A 23,406-nucleotide genomic window follows, 5' to 3' on the forward strand; every position below is an offset into this window, starting at 1 on the left:
GCGGATCGTTATGGCGGCTGTGTATGGGAGGCCTTCGGGTCTGCCGGGTTACTCCACCGGTCTTGCACACCTATGCACAGCTGCCACCACTTTCGAAGTGCGAGCGAAACGGTGTCGGCTCCTTAAACTGGAGTAAGACCGAATGATCAAACCAACACCCAATCCCCCAGAAAACCCGGATATTTCGCCCTACGAATCTCTGGAATCAAAGAAATTCCACGAAGCCGCCGAGCGCGCCCTCGATCACCATTTCAAACCAGCCGTCGATCCACACCCCAAACGCGAGAACGGCCTCTTCAAACTCTCCCCCGGCACCGACGCCGAAGCCCTCATGGCCAACGCCTCCGAAGACCTCCTGTCCATCAGCGTCATCGCCTGCGACCTCGCCGACGACCTCCACGGCTCCCGCCGCTCGGTGGCGCTGGCCCTGAGCAGAATGGCGGACGGGGTGAGATTGATGGTGGAAGGGACGCTCGACCAGATAGAAGTGCGAAGCGTGGCGGCCAAGCCGTAGCGAGATTTGCGGATGAAAAAAGGGGACGTTAAGTCCCCTTTCTGCAACTGTCTGTAGAAATCCAGACGAAAAAAAGCTGCCAATCACGGCAGCTTTTTTGAGAATCCGAAACCGTCAGCCGGCCAGTCGACCAACAGGCTCAAAATCAGAACCTTTGGCCAACGCAACATCCAGAAAACGGCTGCGCTTACCGGAACGCTTGGCCAAGACTTCACGAGCTTCGGCCTGGAACCGAGCAGCCATCATAGGCTTGGGTTCATGTTTGGTCTTTTTCATGGAAACCTCTCGGGTCTCGAAATTTGACTGGATAGTATTACCGCTCAACCCCAATAACAAGCCGGCCCGTCGGATCAAAGCCAAACCCTAAACTCTCATACAACGGTATAGCAGTGGCGGCTGGTTCTTGAACTTCAATTTCCGTACAGCCAATCAAGATCGCGTAGTTTTCAATCGCGGTTAATGCCAAAGCAGCCACGGTGCCTCGCAACGGATGAGATCTGTCCGGCTTACCCTCCAGAATCACAATCTTGATGCACAGCTTGCTCTTGCGAGGCGACGCATAACATAACCCACATAATTCTTGGTCGAACCAAAGCGAGACGTCAAAACCACGGGTGTCTGCTTGCTTCCATTGATGCACATCGTGCCACGGGTACAAGGTAGCCTCATCTCCCCAAAGATCGGCCGCTTCGATGGCAACGGGAGTAATGGGCTCGTATTGAATTCGAGTTGTATCAATACCTCTGGTTATGAGGTTCTGGTTCCCACGCGCCAGATCTTCCGCTGCCTTGCGCGCTTCAGATCGCCAGATCTGGTAGCGATACCCGTTCCCTCGACTCTTGGACATGGACAACCACTGGCAACTTTCAAGGTCGAGAGCGTAGCGGCGTTTCAAGGCTTTTGAACATCAACAGAAATACCCTGACATTGATTATATGGTCCGAGCAATCCGCGGCCCTCTAGCCTTAGCCACTTACACCATCGCTCAACGTCAGGACGGGGTGAGATTGAGTCACGCCATAGCGAGATTTGCGGATGAAAAAAGGGGACGTTAAGTCCCCTTTCTTGAAGATTTTATCCCCACTCACAACCCGTCTCCGGGGAGGCCTCGATGCTGAAATCTTCATCGAACGAATACTGTTTGCCGGATTTATAATTCGTGTAGCGCATCGAGTTCACCCGAGCGCCTTGCGTTGCAATGACATACTGTCCCGTCACCGCACCGTCTGAAACTTCCACCCAAGTCGTCGTGAATTCGTAGGGCCCGCTCTCCGTCATGACGTACTCTTCGGTTCGGTGATGAACCAAAGCAATAGCTTTCTTCGACTTGCTGTACCTGACACTTGCGCCGCTCCATTTGGCGTCCACGTCGTAATAGGTTCTGAACTCAAAATTGATGTTTTTGCCTTCCAGCGAATGGAAGCACCTTACCTGTGTAGAAACTTCGCTGTGGGCCGCCAACGGCAACACCATCAACAGCACTAAAAATAAATTCTTCACAAATCCCTCTGAACCCGTTCTGTTGAATGCGCTTATGCCGATGAACGCCGGCGTTTCTAAAGCGAATAATCCGCCACTTCTTCCAGCCGCCAACACTGCCCACGAACAAACCGATATTCGAAGACATAGTCGGTATCCGGCTTCTGCAGGATCGCGATCGCTTTTTTGTCCCGTGCTTCCTTGACGGTCAACGTCAGGCCCTGGGCCTCTCGCTTTGCTTGATCCGGAATGACAGGAAACTTAAGTTGATCGCCGCTGAGACTGCGTTTTTCCATCTCAGGCTCAGGATCGCCGGCCACGGTCGTGGCCATTCTCAGCGGTCGTTGTACGAAGGCTTTTTGCACATCTGCGCGTTCGGAGAAAGCTGAGAGGAACGCTGAAAAGTCGGTCGAAGGGCAAGCAACATTGGACGTATCAACCTCGGCTTTGAGTAGATTCTGGCCGTTGTCCTGATGCAGTTTTGAATCCGCAATTATCTTTGCATCCAAGTCTGCCAAGCGCTTTTTAATGCTGGTCGCATTCTTGTAAGCACATTCGACCTTTACATCATCCGCCAGATTTCGACCGTCGAGGCAGTTCTCAAGCTCGGGATCTGGTGGGTCGCCGCTAAAAAACCGCAAAGCCAATTGTTCGCCGTCCTTCACCAGTGGCAATTCCAGCACCGAATAGGAATCACCTTCGAATTGACTGTGCGAGACTTTTTGTTTTGTCAGAACAAACATGGACTTCCCCGCTTGCTCCGGGAATTTGCGTTCAAAGAAGAACACCGAGGCGATCTGCTCACCTTCGACCTTCCACACATAATTCAGCGAAGGCTTCACTGCATTCGTGGTGGTGTAGAAGATCTCGGCGTAAGGAACATGCCCTTCCCTCACCTGACCTTTGAGGTTGTTCTTCAAAAAGAACACGGTGATTTTTTGATCACCGAGCGAGGCAACTACAGGCGGATGCAGCTCACCGATGGTTTGTGGGTCACTCGCTAATGCCGGCTGAGCCAACAAGGCAACCATGAATCCGAGCGCACTCATACAACTTAAGAGCTTGGCCAATTCCACTCACTTCCCTGTTGATCAATCTTCGAATGTTAATGCTGATGGTTTCACGATGACTCGGCTGCGCCGCACTTCAGCTCTTTGATTTGCTCATTCTGGATCGGTATCACACAAGCGAGCCGCTTCTCTCTTTCCCCACGAAGCTCGAACAAGCTGAGCGTCAGGTGTAAACCATCAGTAGCGAACGCATGATCCTCAAACACCGCACTGGCATAGCCATCCCAAAACGACTTGCCCTCGAAACTGCAGAACCGCTTGGACGCCAGCACTCGCCAATTGCCATCGGGCGCGAGAAGCTGGACATTGAGGCAAGGGTTGCCAAACGTAGTGACGTAGCGAGCTACCACATCGCCGAAACGTTGCGAGGCCGATGCAGAAACCTTGGCCACATCGACCACATCACTCGGGCCATCAGGCGCAATCGCATCCAGGTAGGCGGCACGCTCCAGACTCATTCTGGTGATGCACTTATTGAGTACTTGGGAATAAGCCTGCGAACCGGGTGCGACAGCCGTGGTTTCGAGGGGGCAGGTGGTGTCACGCAATTTGATCCAGGCACGTTGCGACTCTTTGGCTGCGGCCATATTTGTCTTGGTCAGTTCCGGTTCGGGGCTGGACTCAAACCGCGACATCAGTTTTTTGTAGCTGGCATTGAGTCGTGCGTCGGCATTCTTGCGGTCGGCCTCCAAGCACTCATCGTATTGCCAGCTCACGTTGATGACTTTGCAGGTGTCCTCGGCATGCGCGATTGATGCGCACAGCGTTCCAAGAGGCAATGCGATAAAACGGACAATCCTGTTCAATTTTTCATTCCCTGATGTGCAGTTCGCTCAATCACTCTTTGCGGAATTTTCTGCGCCTTGCCGTCGGCGCTCATCGCGTCGCGGTACTCGCGGTAATAACGCTGCGCTTCTTCTTTCCGATCAAGGCGCCAGAGTGAATCGGCGATGTTCAACATCAGTACCGTGCGTTTACCAACGGCCTCAACGCCGCGATAAAACTTCAGCGCCAGCTCATCGTTACCGCCCTCGGCCAAGTAGAAAGCCAAGTCGTTAAAAGCTTGAACATTGCGCGCCGGTGGGTGACAAGCCATATAGGACTCTGGACTTATAGTGCGAAGATTGAATGCGAGTTCTTCCACGCGAGATTGCGGCATCTCAATATTTGAGACCTGCTTCAATAAGTCCTTTGGAGACGGCGTCTGCATGACGAGGTCAGGCGCATCCTCTTCCCCGGAAGTCCACCGATTGCCCTCCCACTTGCCGTAGCAAAACCTGGCTGCCGGCTGACTGAGCACGCAACCGGTCTCCATCGAAATGACCCCGCAACCAGTTTCCTCTGTCGGGATTTCTTCACCCTCCTGGCCAATGACAACGCCATACAGAGTCTGAAGGAGGAGCAATGTTTTCTTGTCGGGACTTAACCAAGCCTCATGCGTTTCAGTACCCACCGCGGGTACATAGAGGGGAAACGTTTTTCCATTGGCGGTAAACGAGGCAACCGCCGCCTCCGCAGCAGGCCTGCCCCATGTCTTGTCCTTCAATGTCACTAAGTGCCCGCCAACCCCCACGATCTGAATATTTTCAGACAAGGCATTGGCTGAAGCTGTCAGGCTCATGACAATCATCAACCACTTAAGGCTGCCCGCGAGAAGACGGTTCATCCACTCACTCCTCATCCATCGGCGACGATTCAACGTCGATCATGCTCAGCAGTCGAAATTCATTGTTCACAAACTCGTAGTAACGGTCCCGGTTACCACTTTCCAAAGCATTCCCCTGCGCATCTTCTTCGCCGTCGAGCGTGATGCCGGACACGCTGATCAAGCGGCTGTCGGGCTGGTAAACCATGCCGAACGTGCTGCCGTCGTAAGCATTCGGCAGACCGCCAACGACTTCCCCAGTCTGAGCGTCCAGCACTTCGCCGCAAATGGCGCTGCCGCCACAGCCGAGCCTGTGCAGGATGTAATGGCCGGCGAAGTTGACCTTGCCTTTCAGGGCTTGCACCCGTGCCTGATCCATCATTGGGCTGCTGTTTTCTTGCGGCACCAGCTTATGGTTGGGGCCGGTGAAAACTGGCGTGACGGTGTAATCCTTGAAGGTTGGATCGGCAGCGAATGCCATGGACGCGGCAGCCAATATCAAGCTGCCGAGAAGAACTGAAAATCCTTTCACGTAGTAACTCCGTAAATGCCGTGGGGACCGTCGGCTTACTCAGCCTGCCCTTCGTAACGCTGTGTCTGCGGGTCGAATTGCCACAGATGTGGCCGGGTCATGGCCTTTTCACCCTTGTAGCGAATCCGCCCGCGCCTGTCCCTGATGTAGGAGTAGATCTCGATGTCCTTGAACTCACCTCCCCCCTTGGGTGGGCCGTCCAGAACTTTGACCCCGGCGAAGTAATCGCCGCCCGAATACCTCAAATAACCACGGCACTGGATCAGGAAGGCAAATGTGCTATCCATTGATGAGCCAATGCCGACGCGGGAATTGAAGATGAAGTCTTGGATGCCATCGCCATTTAGATCGCCGCGAAAAACCACGTGGCCCGGATCGATAGAAAACTCTTTTCCATCGAGACTGGAAAGTATGTCTTCCGGATGTTCACTGCTCTGCGACCATTGCGATAAGAAATATTTTGAGTCAGCTTCCTGATTGCAAACATCTGCCGCCATAACCGCTATCGGCAACCAGCTCACACATAACACCAGCAATCGTTTCACTTCATATCCTTCGATTTGATCAACTCCAACTCGCCATCCCGAAACAACACCTCACGCCCCACCCACGCCGGATCCACCTGCGGCATCACTGCCGACGGTTTGCGCAATTCGCGCAGCAACGTCGAGCCATGCGACAACCTCCCGCCCATCCGCGCAATCACCGCCCGCGCCGCCTTGTAATGCGCATGTCGCCCCGGATCGAGGGTGTCTTCGAGCAGGATGTCGGCGCCGAGGATGCCCTGCACCTGCCCCGGATAAATCATGAATCCGGTGGCCAGCTCCGCACCTTCACGACCGTCCTGCCAAAAGCTGCCATCGCGGGTGCGCACATCGGGGTGCGGTGCAAACCAATGTTCGCGATCCGCCAGCGGCATGGCGTGGTGCAGGCGGAAGAAGATGCGCATGAGGTTGTCGCGGTACCACTCGCGCACTTGCAGGTAATAACCGCGTAGGCCCGGCAGACCGCTCGAATGCGCGAGGCGGATCAGATTTGGCCATTGCGGGAATGACTGTAGCGGCAGTTCGCTCGACGCGGGTCGAGGGGTGGCCGGATCGGTTTCCCAAGGCAAGCGGTGAGGACTGTTTTCAAGGTTGTCGTACGCGGTCGGCGGGCGCCCAAGCCAGTCGCCGCCACTACTGGCCAGCGCCGTGGCGATGCACAGATTGCCTTGCACCACGAACACGTAAAACCGGGTGAACCAGTCTGCCAATTGCTGGTCATCGGCAGCTTGCACGACGAGCTCGGCCAGCTCCCGGTCGAACCGGTGTAAGCCGCTTTCAAGGTTCAGCAAATGCCCGCGAGCCTTGCGTTGCATACGCAAAAACAGCGGCAACGAACGCAGCATCTTCAGCGGTTGCCATGGCAAATGCGGAGTCGCGCCACCGACTTCACCGGCGTAGTTCGCGGCGCTGATGCCCCAGTCGGCCAGCCGGGCAAGAAACAGATCATTGTTGATATAGGACGCGCCGCCGAACACCGCGGTGAACGGCTCGTTGTCCTGCAACACTCGCGCATCCCAACGCGCCATGATCGCCGGAATACTCGCGGCTGCTCGGCGCTGGGCGTATTCCACCAGCACGCTCGGTTGCGGCGGCAGGATCTCGGCGATGTTCGCGGCGGTCAGGTGCCGGCGCCAGCCGTAGTCGCTGATCGGCCGGCATTGCAGGAGCCAGAGTTGCGAGCCATCCCAGGCCCATTCGACGTCGCCGGGCACGTAGTGGAACACGCGCAGCACGTCTTGCAGAAAGCGCCAGAGCAGGTCTTCGGTAAAACCGTGGGACGGCGTGAACGTGCCGCTTCGCCACGCATCGCCAAGCCGCGAAAGCGTTGCCCGTGAGGGGCTGACGTGACCGTCGGCCAGCGATTCGAGATGGCCTTCAACCCACTCCAGTTCTACCGAGAGATGGCGCACGAAAGCGATCCCGGAAACGATCGGCGTGATGAAGCGTTGCACCACCACTTCCTCGACGCCTTCGGCCGTCAGTTCGGCGATGCGTTTCGGCACATTGGCGGACGGCTCGCGCAGATAGGTGGTGCTCAAACCGGCATTCGCCGAATCGGCCTGATCTTCGCCATAACTGGAGGAGCGCACCGCCCAGGTCACATCAGGTTGAGCAGCGAGAAATGCTGGCAGACGCGGATCGCTGCAATCGTTGAGCGTCAGCGCTGCCGGCACCGCTTGCCCCGCCAGTTCAGCCAGGCGCAAACGCCCGCCTTTGGTGTGCGCGACAAACCCGCGCTCGCCCGACTCCAGCCACTGTGCGAACTGCGCAGGCGAGTCGATCCACGGGTAATGACCCCACCCAGATTTGAGGCTGATGGTCAGATCAGCGCGGGCGAGAATCGCCGACCATGCCGCCGCTTGCTCGATGCCGAGTACTGCGTCCTGATCGCCCCAAACCAACTCGACCGGATCGGTGATCCACTCCAGCAGCGGCAGCGCAGTATCGGCGCGAATCAGATCCCAGTGCGGCACAAACGCACGGCAGCGCGCATAGCCGGCGCCCATGCGCTGGTACTGCGCGGGCGTCCAGGTCTGGTTGGAAAACTTGCGAGCAAACAGCGTGGGTTTGTTCGATAGCAGCCAGTGAATAGTCTTGCGGATCGGCAGCGGCGACATCAGTGCCGGCAAGCGCCGCTGCCACAGAAACGCACCCACCGGCGCCAACAAAACGCTGCGGGAAAAGTGCCCGGGACGACGTTGCAACGCATGCAGCACCAGCAACGCATTGACCCCGACCGCCATGATCGCGCTGCCCTGCTCCGTCATCGCCAGCAAGGTCTGCGCGTAGTCCGCCAGATCTTCGCAGGGTGGCTGCGGGTTGGCGCCGAAGCCCGGCAACTCCAGCGGTACCACGTCGTAGCGCTGGAAGTGCGGCAGTGCGTCATCCCACCAATCGGCAGCGCTGCCGTTGCCGGCCAGCAGGTACATCAACGGCTTGCTCATGGACGATCCTCAGGTCAGATCGCGCAGAGCGGCGTCGAGGGTTGGATAGCGGAATGTGTAGCCGGTCTCGGTCAAACGCTGTGGCACCACGCGCTGACCGTCGAAGAACAACTGCGCCATCTCCCCCGCCATTGCACGCACTGGCGCGGCGGGAATGTGCAACCACACCGGACGCTTGAGGACCTTGCCGGCCTGCTCGGCGAACGCTGCCTGACTGACCGTTTCGGGCGCGACCATGTTGTAGGTGCCGCGCAGAGTGTCGTCGTTGAACGCCCGCGCGATCACCTGAAGCACATCGTCGCGATGCACCCAGCTCATGATCTGCCGACCATCACCCATGCGCCCGCCGAAACCCAAGCGGAACGGCAGCAACAGTGGCGTCAACGCACCGCCGGGGCCGAACACTACGCCGAGGCGAAGCACCACCTGACGCACGCCAAACTCAGTGGCCGGTTGCGCGGCGGCTTCCCAACGCGCACAGAGTTCGGCCATGAAACCGTCACCCTTGCTGGCGTGTTCGTCGAGGCCTTCGCTGGCATCGCGTACGCCGTAGAAGCCGATGGCCGAGGCTTGAATCCATAGGGCGGGTTTGTGCTTGGTGTTCTTCAGCCAGGTCATCAGCGCTTCGGTGGTGCCGACTCGGCTGGCGAGCAGTTGCGCCTGACGCTTAGGAGTCCAGCGTGGGCCGGCGACGGGAGCGCCGGCGAGATTGATCACTACATCGAAGGAATTGTCGTGGCTGAGTTCGCTCAGGGACTGCACGCTGCGAACGCGACCGCCGAACAGATTGGCTGCTTTCAATGGATCACGTGCCAGCACACTCACGGTGTGGCCGGCGTCGAGTAATTGATTGACCACCGCCTCGCCAATAAACCCGGTTCCACCGGTGATCAGCACTCGTTTGTAGGCGCTGCCGGTAAACGGGTTGGACTCGTTCGGTGCTTTTTCTGGACGGGATTTTTTGCGGTCATGGCGATACAGCCAGATTAGCGGCGGCAACAGCACCAGCAGCGCAAAACCGTCGAGCCACAGGTGCGACCAGACCTGTTGTTGCGCCGAGAGCCACATGTCCTGCGGCGCCCATAACAGGATGCCGCCCATCAACCAGCCCCACACCATCGGCGCTTTCGAACGATTGCCGATGTGCACCAGCGCGAGCATGTACAGCGAATAACTTTGCAGCGTCGCGCCGAACAGCGCGAGCCACCAGACCTGTTGTTCGTGGCCGGCGGCGGGTACTGCGTCGGTGCCCCAGAACGACAGTTCGAGAACGTGCAGATAGCCGTCGAGTAATCCGGAATGACCAGCCCAAGTCAGGGTGAGACCGGCGAGAATGTGCACGATTGCGGCGGCGTATAGCCAGAGCACCAACGCTTGGCGAAGGGAGTTCGAGGGGACTGGCATTCCGTGTCCTGAGCGCATTCCTTGGGGGTGGGGAGTTTAAAGGAAAATCGCGGTCGTCAGATGCTCAAAAACTAAACGTTTTACCGGACGTATTCAGACTCAACGACTGCGAAAACGCATCAGACATGACCCGGCATTTCAGATGCAGTGACTGGCCTTGATCGGTTCAGTGCCCTGCGATCCCAATCGCTCCACGTTGAAGATGCCCAACTGATTACCTTTGTCAGCCGCCATTTGATAACAGGCTAACGCTCGGGACATATCCTTCGTTCCAAGCTCGCCACCTTCAAAGGTCGAGGCCAGATAATTCATCGCGTCTGTGGAACCCATGGTGATCGCCCGAATGACCTGCTCTTTCGCTTGCTCGGGATGGAGGCAAGGGCCGCTATAGTCGGTGGAGTTTCCGACACAAAAAAACGTGGCATAGGCCAACGCGCCACTCGGTATTTTCGAGGCCGCTTTGAACAGCGCCTCAACCTTAGCGGTTTCCAACTGAGACGCCATTTGCGAAAGGCTTAGGCTTGCCGCCGACAGGCTCGCCTGTGCATCACCCGATTCTGCAGCACACACAAAATTTTCCAGCGACGCTTCAATCAACTCCACCGTCAGCGGGTATTGTTCAAGAAACCCCAGCCCACCCAACGCTTCGGCACGCTGATAACAGAAGTTCTCGGCCCGGCTCATTCCAGGGTTGTCCGTTGCGACAAGATCCTTTTCGTTGATCGACCAATCCTCAATCCCCTCAAGCACCCAGCACGCCTGACGAGAGAAGTTGAAGATTTTCACATTGCTGTTACCCGCCCGTTTATCCACAACGTTGACGTGACTGTCATCGACCTCTTCGATCTCGACTCCAGGTGTCTTGCCGGGTGTAATGGCGGCCATCAGCGGGTAGGTGAACGTTGTTCCACTAACACCGGAGGTCGAAGGTTCAAAGGTACTTCGATCCTTTCCCGCCACCGGTTTCAACACCAGGGACTTGACCGTCATCGCAGTGAGACGGCGTTGTGATTCGCTGTTGGCGGAAAACGCTGTCAGGAAAGGCGCGAACTCCTCCGAGGGGCAAGCGTCGCTGGTGGGAGCCGTCGAAGCGCTCTTATCGGATGCAAGCGCAGGGACAATCTTGTCCAGATACGCCGAACGCTCACGACTCATTCTGGCGATGCACGAGTTGACGGCGAACACATGCGCCGGCATCCCAGTCTCGATTTCGAATGCTTCCAAAGGGCAGTTCGCATCGCGCAACTTCAACCACGCACGTTGCGACTCCTTGACCTTCGCCGCGTACTCCGCGCCCAACGCCGGATCTGTTCGATAGTCAGACTCAAGCCGCGTCATCAACTGCTTGTAGCTGACGTTCAATTGCGCATCGGCAGCCTTCTTCGCCGCCTCCGAGCAGGGCACCATTTCCAGACTTGAGGTGACCTGGCTGCAGTCATCCTGCGCATAGACCGCTGAAACCGACAGCAGCAGAGTGGCCAGCAGCGTAAAAACAAAACGGTTCACTGTGTTCATCCTTGAGTCATTCAGGTTTTGCGTTTGGTGAATCGGGTGATGCATTGCTTGGGTATGTTCATTTCCCAGTAAGTGCTGAGCAACGCCTTACGTTTTTTGTCGACGCGCAGGTTAACGAAGCCATCGCCGCAGTCCGGCTGCAACTCTTCGAACACGCCGGTTTTGGCTTGATAAATGAACACTCGGTAGTAGTCATAAGTGCCCATGCCGTCATCGAGCTGCCAGATCGCGAAATCCTTGTCGCCGTCGAAATTGAAATCGTCGAACTGCATGTGGAGTTTATTCTCGGCTTCAAAATCGATTGTTCGCGACTCGCTGTGCGTTTCACTTTTTACTGCGATGTTCAGCTTGGAGCCTTCGAGAACCAGCGTCGCTTCGACGCCTTTGGTTGGGCTGAACGTGGTGGTTTCGGCTAACGCCGGGATCGTCCACATCAGGAAAATCAGTAATAGCGTGATATTTTTCAATTGCATAAACTCGCAATAATTCCACTTGCACCCACCGATGCTAAATTCAATTCATAGTTTTCATCTGCACACCTAATATACGTCACCACAGGGAGAGACACCTTTCAGTAGTCCTCCCCTGACACCCCCAAAGCTTCAAAGGCCGGGGTATGTTATTTTTTTTGCAAAAGAACTTTCATCCACCAAATCTTTCTTACTAACACCATACTTATTAATTAAATCGTCACGCGACCCTAACGACCCAAAAGAGCGAAACGAATTACTATAAACGTAATTCACCAACTTTCCATCTAACGAATAATAACCATGCCACTCAGGGCACGCACCACAGCCGCCGTAACCGCCGATGGAAATTAAGCTTCCCTTGCTCCCTTTAACACAAGCCATCGAAACGACCACATTAGAAAGTATCTTCACATTCGATCCGCTGCTGGTCACCTGTGATATTTTATCAACCTTCCGACGGTTCTCTTGTCCATTTATCTTGATTATCTGATCTGTACATACTGGGAGGCCACTGTGATCCTCCGACTTTGCGACGGTGTCATTTTGACAAATAGATACAAGCTCCACCTTCGATCCATCACATTCCAAGATATCTATTTTTTCAGGCAAGCTGGGATTTTGAGCAGAAGCAGCCATTGCCGAAGCACAAAGAAATGCTGCGACACCAACACGATATTTATTGAAATTCACCACATCACTCCATCAAGTCTGCAACAAAACCGACTTTCATCGGCAGATCACTTTCACCAGCCAACTCTTGACTTACCATATTATTATACTCTGCAACGACATCCTCCAGCTTCACGGTAGGCTGACCATAAGGAGACCCTGGAAGACTCGCCCACTCTTTATTACATTTTTTAATAGCTGCCTTTATATCCCCTCTCATGATCTCTGGAAGTGCATCTCGACGATATTTCAGAATAACAACGCAGTATCTATCTTGCATTGCAGGTGTAAAATCTGTAATACCGTGCTCTTCCCGCAGCTTAATGATACCTGGGTCATCCCAAACATATCTCATGACCTGATAGGCGCCGGCAGCAGTAGAAGAGATAACTTGACCGGTTTTCTTAACCGTCTTTTCCATAAGAAGACGAGGATGATCTGCAAACGTTTTTCCATAATCCTTAATAAAGGATTCTCCGCCAAACAGATGCTCATAACCTTCGAGGCCGATCGTTCCCTCACCAATCTTGAGCATTCTCAGGAAAGCCCGAATCCGCGCCTCCTCAATGGTCATAACATGAATTTTCTTCAAGTTATCGATAAATGCTATTGGGTGAAAGTGATAAATAGATTTCGGCAAAGCAATTTGCATTGCCCCTGCCATTTCGTCCCAAAAAACGAGCTTATCTATTCTTTCTTGTTCGAGTTTGAGTACAGCTGGGGATTCTAAAAGAATTTTGTTTAAGCGTGCCCACTTCGGTTCAGATGATTTTGCCTGCCATTCCGTAGGATGATAGGCAATAAGTTTGGTCCAGCGACTCCGGAGTTCTGCGTCTCGCAGCGCCGACTGCAACTCTTCAACAGTAACATTACCGTCCGCCACACCCTTGCTGTCGATTTCCGAGTAAATTTTCTTAAAGAAATCCGGCATTGCATCAACATCGAGAAAACCATCAGCACTTTCGTTATTCTCTTTGACAATGCTGAATCCTAGCCTTTCCCAATCATGCTGACTGATTACCGTAGCACTCTCTTTTTGCAAGAAACCTTCAAGCGAAGTAGTCTCCCCCTTTACTGAAAGCCCAAACCATTCTTTTCCGCTTGAATCCTTTGTAACTTTCGCCTTACTCAAAGCTACAATTATTTTTTCCCCAAGAGGTGGCTGCTTTGGAGAAAAAGAGATTTTTCCATCCGTCTCAGTTTTTTCATATAGTACTGTGCCACTTTCAAGAACGAGATGCTGATTACCGCCTGTTAACCCTTTTGGATTTTTTATAAGGCTAGCGATATCATCACTACTGAAGACTTCAAGATGGACCTGACGCTTACTTATTTTCCCGCCACCTGGCCCTGCCAACACCTCATTCAAACCCAGGTAACCAATCGGGTCGCCAGCTTTGATTGCAATATTAGTAAGAACCACGCGATCATAATTAACAGGTATAACTGGCGCCCAATCAACAAGATGATTTGACTTATCATTCTCCACACAAGCCCAAAATGTAGATGGAACCGATCCACCTTTTTTCAATCCAGTAGGAGCGCCTGAACTACTAGGTACAAAAGTGCACTCAGCCATTTTCAGCAGCTTACCTCTCACATCTAAATTCAGAACTTTTTCACTATCAAATTCGATAACACTAGAAGTACACAAAACCATTTCTGAACTTATTGGACTACCTGCTTTTGCACCGTTAACTTGTGACTCTGGCGGATTACGCAATTGCAGGCCTTTCGCGGTGACCGTAGCTCGAACCTTACCCTGCCAATATACAGGTCTCAACCTCTCAGTTTTAGCCTCTGATGGGTATTGCGCAAAAGGCAGCAGATGCATATAAAGACTGAAAAAAGTCATTACATCTTCTGAAACCACATTACCTTTTTCAACAGGCCTCCCAGGAAACTTATAATCATGCCTCACCAAGCAAAACGAATTTGAATAACGCAATTCGGTACTTGCGCCATCTTGCTCAAATACTGACTTGACGTAGTCTTCATTCAAACGATAGGCAACTACAACGCCGTCAGCAATACACCGAACAGGTTGGACGTCGGTGCATTGTGGCGCACTCAGCTCACTTACATGGATGCCACCATGCCAAAAACTATGCCCGCCCAGCAAATAGTTTCCTGATACTTCTTTTTCAAGCACCGAATAGATTTCGTCCGAGCTCTCATATTGACTCCCATCCGCCTTTCGAATTGGAAACTGAAAAGTCATTATTGGTGCAGGACTATTCTGTTTTGGTGCAGGAACTGGTGCGGGGGACGAAGCTTCGCCTGTTCGAAACTCTTCTTTAGCCCTGAGAAACTTTGTAGGAATCGGCCAGTAGAAGGCCGGATCTTTAGTGCCAAAATAAGTAAATGATGGCCCTTTCCTCGTCTGCGCGCCGAAGAACTTGCCTGCAGTACCGGTGGGATTAACGTCAACAACAATACCGGTATGAAATAACTTATCCCCACCACCCAGCGGATCTTCATTAATCCAAAGAGCGATATCACCTTTCTTGACGTCGGGTGGCACCACGGTTGTGTAGTAAGTGGAATCCACCATTACACGGGTATCTTGATACGGGATTTTGTAGCCAGCCCCCGTCAGCAACAAATTAACCATGTGCGAGCAGTCGATTAACTTATTACCGGCCGCATTTGTTTTTATGCCATCGCCACCCATCTTGTACACGTAGCCACGGTTTTCGTAATTACCCGTTAAATCTAATGGTTCTGTCATTTCTGCATCCTGCAAATCAATAGCAATGGCTGGTTTCTGTGGCGTCAGCGGTTTGCGATTTCAATCTGGTTAAATTACTCAGGGCGATGGCATTTCCTTTACTGGCGGCCAAGCGATAGCAATCCAGTGCTCTGGAGGCATCCTTGGTTACCAATCTTCCGGTCTCGAATGTATCACCCAGTTTATTTTGAGCATCGGAAGAGCCCATTGATGCGGCGCGAATCAATTCCCTTTCTGCTTCTTCAGGATGCTGACAAGGACCCTCGGGGTCTGTGTCGTTGCCATAACAATAGAAAGTGGACAATGCAGAAGCTCCGCTTGCCAGAGTAGCGGCGGCGGCCTTGAGCAGGGCTTCGACCTTTTCTGTTTCCAATTGAGATGCCATTCCGGAAAGACTCAGACTGGCAGCACTGAGACTTGCCTGAGGATCGCCGGAAGCTGCTGCACACAGGTAGTTTTCCAATGCTGCTTCAAAGAGTTCTCCCGTCAGGGAGTATTTGTCCAGGCCACCAAGGCGTCCGTAAGTTCGCGCACGCTGATAGCAAAAGTTCTCGGCGGTACTCAGGGTCGGCGTGGTCCCTTCAACAAGGTCTTTATCATTGATCGACCAGTTCTCGACGCCCTCGAGTACCCAGCATGCCTGACGAGAAAAATTGAAAATCTTGATGTTGCTGTTACCCGCTCGCTTGTCCACAACGTTGACGTGACTGTCGTCGATTATTTCGACTTCAACCCCGTCTGTCTTGTTTGTGGCTAAAGGTGCCATCAGCGGAAACGCCAATGTGGAGCTGTTGATCTCCGCCGTTTGCGGCTCAAGAGTCCGCCCCTCTCCTTCGGGTTTCAACACCAGCGATTTCACCGTCATCGCAGTCAACCGCCGCTGAGTTTCGGCATTCGCAGAAAACGCCGGCAGAAACTGGGAAAAGTCCTCGGACGGACATTCATCCGCATAAGCGCTGCCATGAAACAGGCTCAACAGCGACGCGGTGAAAACCGCTATCGCGATGCCATTGCTCTTCTTCAAAACACGATTCATGTCGATCACTCGGAAAACACAAAAAAAGCCTTCGGCTTAACCTTCTCTGGCGGCGCATTCAACAACGCCTGATCCATCAAACTCCCCGCCTTATCCTTATCCGCCGTCCCCGGCAGCACCGGCGGTTTAATCCCGATCCCGGTGCCGGAACCAGCCGAACCACCCGCATTGATCTTGATCACCGGCCCAACCACCGTAACCCCACCGCCATCAAGCTTGATAAAGCTCCCCCCCCCAAGAATGGTCAGCTCTGTCCCCGCCTCAATAACAATCTTGTCCCCAGCCTTAAGGTGAATCTCTTTCCCCACACTGGTCAGCTGCGCAGTCCCCAGCTTCACATGCTGGTTCTGCCCGACCGTCAGGTGATCATCCAGCTTCGCTTCAACCTTGCGGTCAGAGATCGTGGTGCGGTGTTCTTCGGCCTTGAGCTCGGTGTAAGTGTTCTTCACCACCGTGTCATGGCGTTCATTGCCGACCCGAATCTTCTGGTCATGCTCTACGTTTTCATCCCAATCCCGCTGGGCATGAATGTAGATCTGCTCCGCACCTTTCTTGTCTTCGATGCGCAGCTCGTTGTAGCCACCGCCCCCCGGTGAGCTAAGCGTTTTGAACACACTGCGAGTCTTGTTCGCCGGCAGTGCATACGGCACCGGGTTTTCCTTGTGGTACAGGCAGCCGGTGACAAGGGGTTGGTCGGGGTCGCCTTCGAGGAAGGTGACGAGGACCTCCATGCCGATGCGCGGGATGGAGATGGCGCCGTAGCGGTCGCCGGCCCAGGAGCTGGAGACGCGCAGCCAGCAACTGGTTTTGTCGTCGGCCTGGCCTTCGCGGTCCCAGTGGAACTGGACTTTGATGCGGCCGTACTGGTCGCAGTGGATTTCTTCGCCTTTGGGGCCGGTGACCATGGCGGTCTGGCTGCCGAGTACGCGTGGTTTCGGGTGTTCGAGGGCCGGGCGGTAGAACACGTCCCACGGGGTGGCGAGGAAGGTGTTGCGGTAGCCTTGGTGGAAGTCGTCTTTATTGTCGGTAGTGTCGCTGGTCACGCCTTCTTCGAGGACTTGCGGCTGCTTGCCTTCGTGGAAGATTTCAGTGAGCAGCCACAGGTCGTTCCACTCGCTGCGTGGGTGGTCGGACAGTTCCATGAAGTGGCCGCTGACCAGTTTGGTCTGGTCGCCGCGACCTTCGGCCTGGCGGTAGTCGGCGCGGTGGCGTTCGAGGGCGCGTTGGCTGAGGAACTTGCCACGGGCCCGGTCGATGAAGCGGCCGGGGTAATCGTAGTCTTCCAGATCCGGCTCAGTGCTCTCGCCTTCGGGTTTGTACGCGGCTTCCATTTGCAGGCGCGGTTTTTCGAAGTCGTAGTCGCGGCGCGTGGTGCGGCTGGTGCGGGTTTCCAGGCGCAGCTTGAAGCCTTTGATCACCGGTTCTTCGGCGACCATGCCGCTGCCTTGCACGTAGGCGGTGGGCTGGCCGAGTTTCTGGAACACGGTCTGGTCGTCGCCGAACACCAGCAGGTGACCCTTGTCGCTGTGCTGGAAGTGGTAGTGAATGCCTTCCTCTTCGCACAGGCGCTGGACGAAGTGCAGGTCGGTTTCGTCGTATTGCACGCAGTAGTCGCGATCCGGGCACGGCTGGCTGAGCTGGAAGCTGTAGGCGTTGCCCTTGATGCCGTGTTCTTCGAGGATCAGTGCGATGATTTTCGGCGCCGACATCTGCTGGTAGATGCGCTGGTTGGTGCGGTGATGCAGGTATTGCAGTTGCGGCACCATCGACACTTTATAGCGGGTCAGGCGTTTGCCGGCATCGCCCTGAGCGACGCGGTAGATCTGGCCGTGGATGCCCGAGCCTTGTGGATCGAATGCGAGAAACGCCTGCTTATGCAGGAGCTGTTCCAGATCGAGATCCGGGTTTTCGCTGACCAATTCCAAGTCGAAACGATACGGCTGGCTGATGCCTTCGGTGCCGGTGAACGACAGCACTTGCAGGTCGCCGACGTAGTCTTCGACCTTGAGGCTGAAGTGGGTTTCGTTAGCTGGGTTGAACATAAAGTGCTCCCTGTTCGAATGTCATCCGTTACGCCCGAAGTCGCAGACGTTGCAGCCAGGACGAAGTGGCGCCCAAGGCGTCACGCAATTGTTGGGCAGTGATGGTGCGTTCTGCCGGGTTGAAGCTCAGCGCGGTTCGCAGCACTGGCCAGCCGTGTTTCGGTAAGTTCGCCGGGGCTTGCAGTTCGCGCTCCAGGTGCTCGTCGCGGGCCTGGGTCGAGGGCAAGCGGCGGAACGGGTGTTTGCCGCCCGCCAGTTCGTAGATCACGCAGGCCACGCCGTACACGTCCGCGCTGGCCGACAAAGGTTGGCCCTCAAGCAGTTCGGGGGCGGCGTAGCCCGGGGTCCAGGCGTTGAAGCGTTCGCGGCTCAGATGCGGCAGGCCGGGCATCACACCCTCCTCTGCCTGACCGAGGCCGAAATCGAAGAGGCGCAAACCGTCTTCGCTGAGCATGACGTTGCTCGGTTTCATGTCACCGTGCAGCACGCCGCGACCGTGGGCGTAGGCCAGCGTGTCGAGCAGCGGCAGGACGATGTCGCGCAGTTCTTGCCACGGCAGGCCGAGGGGCCGCTCGCAGAGCAATTTGTCCAGGGTCAGGCCACGCATGTATTCCATGGTGATGAAGGCCCGCTGGCAGTCGGTGTCGACTTCAAAGGTGTGCGCACGCACGACGTTGTCGTGGCGCAGGCGTCGGGTCAGGGCGAACTCGCTGTAGAGCAAGGCACTGGCATCCGGCGATTCGGCAAATTCTTCGCTGAGGATTTTCAGCGCAATGTAAGGATCGGGATCACCGAACTGTTCGTGCAGCAGATCCCGCGCCCGGTAAACGGCGCCCATGCCACCGGCCCCGAGCAGACGCTCGAGGTGGTAGCGACCGGCGAGTACATCCGGCAGTGCACCGATGCTGGCCTTGGTCGGCGCCAGCAAAGGCTCTGCCTTGTTTTGCTTGGCGAAGGCGAAGTAGGTCAGGTTGTTGGCCTGTTCTTCGCTCATCAGCAAGTCATCGACTGAGGATTCGATTTCAGTCATTGGCGGATCACCACGGCTGTCAGGTTGTCGCGCGCGGCGCCACGCAGGGCACCGTCGAACAAACGTTCCAGCGCCACGTGCGGCGCGCTGAGGCTGAGGGCGTTGCCGAGGGCATCGCTGCTCAGGCCCTGATACAAACCATCGCTGCAGAGCAAAAACGCATCACCCGGATAGACCTCGAGTTCGAGGACATCCAGGGTCAGTTGTTCGGCCGCACCGACGGCTCGGGTCAGGGCCTGAGCCGCTGGGTGCGCCGCCGCTTGTTCGACACTCATTTGCTGTTCGTCGATCAGTTGCTGTTGCAGCGAATGATCCTTGGACAGCTGATACAACCGCTGCCCGCGCCACATGTAGCAACGACTGTCGCCGGCCCAGATGCAGGCCGCGCGATTGCCTTCCACCAGCAGCGCGACGACGGTGCTGCCCATGATGCTGTCGTGACGCCCGGCGGTGACCGTCAACTCCTGCCCCAAACGTCGGTTCAGCCAGTGCAGGCACTGGCGAATGGCTTTGAGGCGTTCGTCGAAGTCCTCGTATTGCGGCAGTTCAGCCAGGCTGGCGACGATCAACTGGCTGGCGATGTCGCCACCCTGATGACCGCCCATGCCGTCCGCGACCACCCACAGCCCCTGCTGTGGCGAGTCGAGGAAGGCATCTTCGTTGCGCGCCCGCACCTTGCCCGGGTCGGTACGCGCCGCACTGCGCCAGGCACTGGCCACCAGCATCAGAGCTGCACCGGCATACGGAAGGTGCGCAGTACGCCCATGTCGAACGGGTTCGGCGTGCGCTGGCTGGTCAGCAGGTAGTTGGCGCGCAGGCCACCTACGTCGGCTTTCAGCACCAGCACGTCGCGACCGCTCAGGTACTCGGTCTGCATCAGGTCGAACAGACGGAACAGCGACCATGGGCCGGAGTTCTTCTCGATGCCGATCGGGCGACCGGCCATTTTGTCCATGACCAGACTGGTACGACCGTCTTCAGCATCGGTCGGCCATTTGAACGACATTGGCAGGATCGGACCGTGGCGGTATTCCATGGTCTTGTCGCCGAACTTGAACTCGGAACGGCTGACCGCCGGGTCGAGGGTGTACGGCTCAAGCTTGAACTGCACGGTCGGCTCGGCCGGGTTGATCGAGAAGAAGCTCTGACGAATCGTCAGTGCCGCCGCCATCTGGTCGAGATACATTTTCGATACCGGCAGGCTGTGACCATCGACACTGCGCATGCGGTAGTTGCCCGGATCGCCGCTGACGAACGGACGCAGGTAGCTGTCGAAGAAACGGTCGACGGTGCCTTGAGCGCGGAAGAACTCGCGGAAATCGCTGATCGCCACGTCGCTGGTGCTGCTGGCGCTGAACGGATAACGCTTGCTGATGGTTTTGCCATACACGCTGTACAGCTCGTTCTGATAACGGCCGTTCAGGTATTGGTAAGCATCGTTGAGCACCAGACGCCACGAGTCTTCGGCCAGCACGTTGAACCACACGCTGAGCGGACGCGGCAGACGACCGGAGGCATTGCGCAGGTTGGTCAGCGCATCACGCTGGCCGCTCATGCGGGTTTTCGCCATTTCGAACGCGGCTTGTTCCGGCGTGCTGGAACGGGCCAGACCGGCCAGTTGCAGTTGCAGGTCGTTGAGCGCGCTCAGTGCAGGCGTGAGATCCGCCGCCGGGCCGTTGTTGTCATCGAGCAAACGATGCAGCGGTTCGAAGCGGCGTTGCAGCGACTTCTTCGCGGTGTCCGGCAGGGTCTTCGCCACGTTCAGGGCCGAAGCCTTGTCCGCGACAGCCGAGGCCAGTTTACCGACTTTACCCAGTTTGCCTTTCTGCCCGGCCAGTGCATCAGCAGCGTCGCCAGCTTCTTCGACAGGATCTGCAGCGGCCTGGAAGCGCGTGTTCTCACGCACTTCAGTGAGCAATGCCAGCACCGGCGAGTTGGCCGAAGTCAGGCCCGCCAGTTGTTCGGCGCCTTCACCGGCGTCGCTGATTGGCGGCAGGGCAACCTGGCCAACGGCTTCGCTCCAGTAGTTGGCGTAGTCGCGGAAATACAACTGCTCCAGCTCGACCATCAGACGACGCAAGTCCATGTCGCTGATGCCGGCGCCTTCGCCCAGCACCCAGTTGTCCCGCAGGATGTCGGTAACCAGCGCCGAACCCTGTACCGAGAAATACTGCTGATAACCGGTTTGCGTGTAGAAACCCGGGATCACGTATTCGGTGCCGATAAACAGCGAGCCTTGTGGGCCGAGGTGTTGGCTGAAACGATAGTCCGGCAGGTTGCGCGCCTGCTCGCGGAGCATGCGGTAAACCACCGTGGCCAGCGATTCGCTGCGCAATACCTGACGCGCCTGAGTGACCAATTGGTCGTTCAGCGGGTAGATAAACGGCTGCTTCAGCAGGCGATCGAGGTGCGCACTCAAACCGTTCTGTACGGCGGTGTTGCCGGTATAGCGCGTCGACCAGTCAGTAGCGACCCAGTCCTTGAGCCACGCGGCATCGCGACGATCCTTCATGTTCAACATCAGGTACGCGCGCAGGCTGTTGAGCAGGCGGTCGCGGTCCTTCATGTTGGCGCGGATCTGCCCTTCGAGCATGGTCGCCACTCGTGGCAGCAGTTGCTTTTCAAGCTCGCGCTCGTAAGCCTCTTTGACCACTGGATTGACGTCTTCACCCTGATACAGACCGCCGCGTTCGTGATACGAAACGTCGCCCTTCTTCGGAAAGACCTGGGTCGCGGCGTAGCTGCTGTCGAGGGTTTTCAGCACGCCCATGGCGTCATCACGCGGCGAAAGTGCCGTGCGCTGCTGCGTCCAGTTCTGCGCCAGATTGCGCAGGTTTTCCAGGCGCTCGTAGTTGGCCGAGAAACCACCGGCCCAGAGCATGCCGAACAGCGCCAGCGAAGCGAGTGCGCCGACGTACAGCGCACGCTGGCCCCAATGGATGCGGCTGCGTTCGCGTTTGTCCAGACCGGCCAGATCGGCTTCGGGGAAAATCACTTGGCTGAACAAGTGATGGATAAACCGCGAGCGACCGCTGCGCAGGGTCGGCAGCACGCCGGCGCTCATGCCGAGGCTGGCGCCGATGCCGGCGGTGGTGGCATCCATCTCTTGGGTCAGGTGCGGCGCGCTGGTCAGGTAGAAACCACGCAGTTGCGTGGCACGCTGATAACGGTTGCCAGTGAACGCCATGTCGACGAACAGGCACAGGCGCTCGCCGATCTGCCCCAATTGATGCGGGAAGTCGAGGATGCGGCCACGGCGCTGGGTATCGCGCTCGGAGTGCATGCGCATGATCACTTGGCTGTTGAGGCGACGCAGCAGTTCTTCGAATTCGTTGCGCAGCACAGCGACATCGGTGCCGACCTGATCCTTGCGGAAACTGGTGCCGAGCACTTGATCGCTTTCTTCGCGAGTCAGTTGATCGAAGAACTCGTCGAAGCCGAGCAGCTTGTCAGCCTTGCTCAGGACCAGATAGACCGGCACGTCGACGTGCAGTTTCTGATGCACGTCTTGCAGACGGCCGCGAACCTGGCGTGCGAGGGTATCGATGTCCTGTTCACTACCACCGAGCAGGGTTTCCACCGGGATGGTCACCAGCACGCCGTTCAACGGACGCCCGCGACGGCGCTTGCGCAGCAGTTCCAGCAAGGTGGTCCAGGCGCTGCCGTCGACTTCCGCGTCAGGCTGGGTCATGTAGCGCCCGGCGGTGTCGATCAGCACACCGTGGTCGGCGAAGTACCAGTCGCAATGACGGGTGCCGAGGGTGTCGCGGGTCAGCTTGCGGTCGATCTTGTTGATCGGGAATTCCAGACCGGAAAAGTCCAGCAGGCTGGTCTTGCCGGAAGCCTGCGGACCGATCAGCAGGTACCACGGCAAGTCACTGCGCCAGCGCTCGCTGCGGCCGCGATACAGGCTGGAAGTCTTCAGGGTTTTCAGCGCGTCTTTGAAACGTGCCTTCAACTCCTTCTGTTCTTCGTCGATCAGCTCTTCGCGGCGAATGCGGTCCTGGCCGTCCTCGCTTTCTTCCTCGGCTTTCTTGCGGATACCCGCGCGCCAGCTGACGAAGACCATGGTCAGGCCCCAGATCAGGAACAGCACGGCAATGGTCAGCAAGCGCGCGGTCGCACTCTCCCAGAACTTGTAGTCATCAACCGCCAACAACGGGCCGACGAACCACACCAGCAGCGCCACGAACAGCACCAGCAGCAAAGTCCAGACCCAGGTCTGGCGCAGGAAGGCGCCGACTTTCTTGAAAAACTTTTTCATCACACGTCCC

General features: G+C 56.3%; 20 protein-coding genes. 1 reads left to right on the forward strand and 19 read right to left on the reverse strand.

The features are described 5' to 3' along the window. The first annotated feature begins 142 nt into the window (after nucleotides 1–142). Complete coding sequence (locus tag AB4N74_RS23160; protein WP_077575052.1) at nucleotides 143–514, forward strand: DUF6124 family protein; 372 nt, start codon at nucleotides 143–145, stop codon at nucleotides 512–514. A gap of 114 nt (nucleotides 515–628) precedes the next feature. Here the strand turns inward: AB4N74_RS23160 and AB4N74_RS23165 are convergent, their stop codons facing one another. From AB4N74_RS23165 to tssM, 19 genes are all read right to left on the reverse strand, one after another. Then, nucleotides 629–790 (reverse strand): hypothetical protein, encoded by a 162-nt coding sequence (locus tag AB4N74_RS23165; RefSeq protein ID WP_320336147.1) that lies wholly within the window; start codon nucleotides 788–790, stop codon nucleotides 629–631. Nucleotides 791–827: 37 nt separating this feature from the next. Continuing rightward, nucleotides 828–1,409: an N-acetyltransferase gene (locus AB4N74_RS23170; RefSeq protein ID WP_460097328.1), complete on the reverse strand. Its 582-nt coding sequence runs from the start codon at nucleotides 1,407–1,409 to the stop codon at nucleotides 828–830. Nucleotides 1,410–1,588: 179 nt separating this feature from the next. Next, nucleotides 1,589–2,014 carry a hypothetical protein gene (locus tag AB4N74_RS23175; RefSeq protein ID WP_320336145.1) on the reverse strand — a complete coding sequence of 142 codons (426 nt, stop codon included), beginning with the start codon at nucleotides 2,012–2,014 and terminating at the stop codon, nucleotides 1,589–1,591. Between the two features lie 56 nt (nucleotides 2,015–2,070). Then, complete coding sequence (locus AB4N74_RS23180; protein WP_320336144.1) at nucleotides 2,071–3,069, reverse strand: hypothetical protein; 999 nt, start codon at nucleotides 3,067–3,069, stop codon at nucleotides 2,071–2,073. 44 nt (nucleotides 3,070–3,113) lie between these two features. Continuing rightward, entirely contained in the window at nucleotides 3,114–3,869 is a 756-nt protein-coding gene (locus AB4N74_RS23185; RefSeq protein WP_320336143.1) for a lysozyme inhibitor LprI family protein, read from the reverse strand. Next, nucleotides 3,866–4,729 (reverse strand): tetratricopeptide repeat protein, encoded by an 864-nt coding sequence (locus tag AB4N74_RS23190; RefSeq protein ID WP_320336142.1) that lies wholly within the window; start codon nucleotides 4,727–4,729, stop codon nucleotides 3,866–3,868. Before AB4N74_RS23190 ends, AB4N74_RS23185 begins: the two co-directional genes overlap by 4 nt. Before the next feature lie 4 nt (nucleotides 4,730–4,733). Then, on the reverse strand, nucleotides 4,734–5,189 hold the full coding sequence (locus tag AB4N74_RS23195; protein WP_320336555.1) for a hypothetical protein: 456 nt from the start codon (nucleotides 5,187–5,189) through the stop codon (nucleotides 4,734–4,736). Between the two features lie 86 nt (nucleotides 5,190–5,275). After that, nucleotides 5,276–5,785 carry a hypothetical protein gene (locus AB4N74_RS23200; protein ID WP_320336141.1) on the reverse strand — a complete coding sequence of 170 codons (510 nt, stop codon included), beginning with the start codon at nucleotides 5,783–5,785 and terminating at the stop codon, nucleotides 5,276–5,278. After that, the gene (locus AB4N74_RS23205; RefSeq protein ID WP_460097331.1) at nucleotides 5,782–8,232 is read right to left on the reverse strand and encodes an alpha/beta hydrolase; all 2,451 of its coding nucleotides are present in this window, start codon (nucleotides 8,230–8,232) and stop codon (nucleotides 5,782–5,784) included. Before AB4N74_RS23205 ends, AB4N74_RS23200 begins: the two co-directional genes overlap by 4 nt. Nucleotides 8,233–8,241: 9 nt before the next feature. Further along, nucleotides 8,242–9,636, reverse strand: coding sequence for a TIGR01777 family oxidoreductase (locus tag AB4N74_RS23210; protein WP_460097333.1), 1,395 nt, complete (start codon nucleotides 9,634–9,636; stop codon nucleotides 8,242–8,244). 138 nt (nucleotides 9,637–9,774) lie between these two features. Beyond that, on the reverse strand, nucleotides 9,775–11,142 hold the full coding sequence (locus AB4N74_RS23215) for a lysozyme inhibitor LprI family protein (RefSeq protein WP_320413657.1): 1,368 nt from the start codon (nucleotides 11,140–11,142) through the stop codon (nucleotides 9,775–9,777). A 20-nt stretch (nucleotides 11,143–11,162) separates the two neighbouring features. After that, nucleotides 11,163–11,624, reverse strand: a complete 462-nt coding sequence (locus AB4N74_RS23220; RefSeq protein WP_320413658.1) for an XAC2610-related protein — start codon at nucleotides 11,622–11,624, stop codon at nucleotides 11,163–11,165. A 129-nt stretch (nucleotides 11,625–11,753) separates the two neighbouring features. Beyond that, the gene (locus AB4N74_RS23225) at nucleotides 11,754–12,314 is read right to left on the reverse strand and encodes a hypothetical protein (RefSeq protein WP_320413659.1); all 561 of its coding nucleotides are present in this window, start codon (nucleotides 12,312–12,314) and stop codon (nucleotides 11,754–11,756) included. 4 nt (nucleotides 12,315–12,318) lie between these two features. Beyond that, on the reverse strand, nucleotides 12,319–15,024 hold the full coding sequence (locus AB4N74_RS23230) for a glycoside hydrolase family 24 protein (protein ID WP_460066474.1): 2,706 nt from the start codon (nucleotides 15,022–15,024) through the stop codon (nucleotides 12,319–12,321). Between the two features lie 16 nt (nucleotides 15,025–15,040). Next, complete coding sequence (locus AB4N74_RS23235) at nucleotides 15,041–16,060, reverse strand: tetratricopeptide repeat protein (RefSeq protein WP_320413661.1); 1,020 nt, start codon at nucleotides 16,058–16,060, stop codon at nucleotides 15,041–15,043. A gap of 5 nt (nucleotides 16,061–16,065) precedes the next feature. Beyond that, nucleotides 16,066–18,102, reverse strand: coding sequence for a type VI secretion system Vgr family protein (locus tag AB4N74_RS23240; protein WP_460097335.1), 2,037 nt, complete (start codon nucleotides 18,100–18,102; stop codon nucleotides 16,066–16,068). A 28-nt stretch (nucleotides 18,103–18,130) separates the two neighbouring features. Next, the gene (locus AB4N74_RS23245; protein WP_460097337.1) at nucleotides 18,131–19,132 is read right to left on the reverse strand and encodes a serine/threonine-protein kinase; all 1,002 of its coding nucleotides are present in this window, start codon (nucleotides 19,130–19,132) and stop codon (nucleotides 18,131–18,133) included. Beyond that, complete coding sequence (locus tag AB4N74_RS23250) at nucleotides 19,129–19,857, reverse strand: PP2C family protein-serine/threonine phosphatase (protein WP_460097339.1); 729 nt, start codon at nucleotides 19,855–19,857, stop codon at nucleotides 19,129–19,131. Before AB4N74_RS23250 ends, AB4N74_RS23245 begins: the two co-directional genes overlap by 4 nt. Next, nucleotides 19,857–23,396, reverse strand: a complete 3,540-nt coding sequence (gene tssM / locus AB4N74_RS23255; protein ID WP_460097340.1) for a type VI secretion system membrane subunit TssM — start codon at nucleotides 23,394–23,396, stop codon at nucleotides 19,857–19,859. Before tssM ends, AB4N74_RS23250 begins: the two co-directional genes overlap by 1 nt. Nucleotides 23,397–23,406: the final 10 nt, after the last annotated feature.

The sequence above is a fragment of the Pseudomonas sp. H3_C08 genome (assembly GCF_054669455.1).

What these genes read in the sequence shown, in the direction of transcription:
- AB4N74_RS23250 (WP_460097339.1), bottom strand. Translation starts at nt 19,857, where the DNA reads ATGCTGGTGGCCAGTGCCTGGCGCAGTGCGGCGCGTACCGACCCGGGC.
- AB4N74_RS23210 (WP_460097333.1), bottom strand. Translation starts at nt 9,636, where the DNA reads ATGCCAGTCCCCTCGAACTCCCTTCGCCAAGCGTTGGTGCTCTGGCTA.
- AB4N74_RS23240 (WP_460097335.1), bottom strand. Translation starts at nt 18,102, where the DNA reads ATGTTCAACCCAGCTAACGAAACCCACTTCAGCCTCAAGGTCGAAGAC.
- AB4N74_RS23190 (WP_320336142.1), bottom strand. Translation starts at nt 4,729, where the DNA reads ATGAACCGTCTTCTCGCGGGCAGCCTTAAGTGGTTGATGATTGTCATG.
- AB4N74_RS23160 (WP_077575052.1), top strand. Translation starts at nt 143, where the DNA reads ATGATCAAACCAACACCCAATCCCCCAGAAAACCCGGATATTTCGCCC.
- AB4N74_RS23195 (WP_320336555.1), bottom strand. Translation starts at nt 5,189, where the DNA reads ATGGCATTCGCTGCCGATCCAACCTTCAAGGATTACACCGTCACGCCA.
- AB4N74_RS23205 (WP_460097331.1), bottom strand. Translation starts at nt 8,232, where the DNA reads ATGAGCAAGCCGTTGATGTACCTGCTGGCCGGCAACGGCAGCGCTGCC.
- AB4N74_RS23245 (WP_460097337.1), bottom strand. Translation starts at nt 19,132, where the DNA reads ATGACTGAAATCGAATCCTCAGTCGATGACTTGCTGATGAGCGAAGAA.
- AB4N74_RS23165 (WP_320336147.1), bottom strand. Translation starts at nt 790, where the DNA reads ATGAAAAAGACCAAACATGAACCCAAGCCTATGATGGCTGCTCGGTTC.
- AB4N74_RS23235 (WP_320413661.1), bottom strand. Translation starts at nt 16,060, where the DNA reads ATGAATCGTGTTTTGAAGAAGAGCAATGGCATCGCGATAGCGGTTTTC.
- AB4N74_RS23220 (WP_320413658.1), bottom strand. Translation starts at nt 11,624, where the DNA reads ATGCAATTGAAAAATATCACGCTATTACTGATTTTCCTGATGTGGACG.
- AB4N74_RS23230 (WP_460066474.1), bottom strand. Translation starts at nt 15,024, where the DNA reads ATGACAGAACCATTAGATTTAACGGGTAATTACGAAAACCGTGGCTAC.
- tssM (WP_460097340.1), bottom strand. Translation starts at nt 23,396, where the DNA reads ATGAAAAAGTTTTTCAAGAAAGTCGGCGCCTTCCTGCGCCAGACCTGG.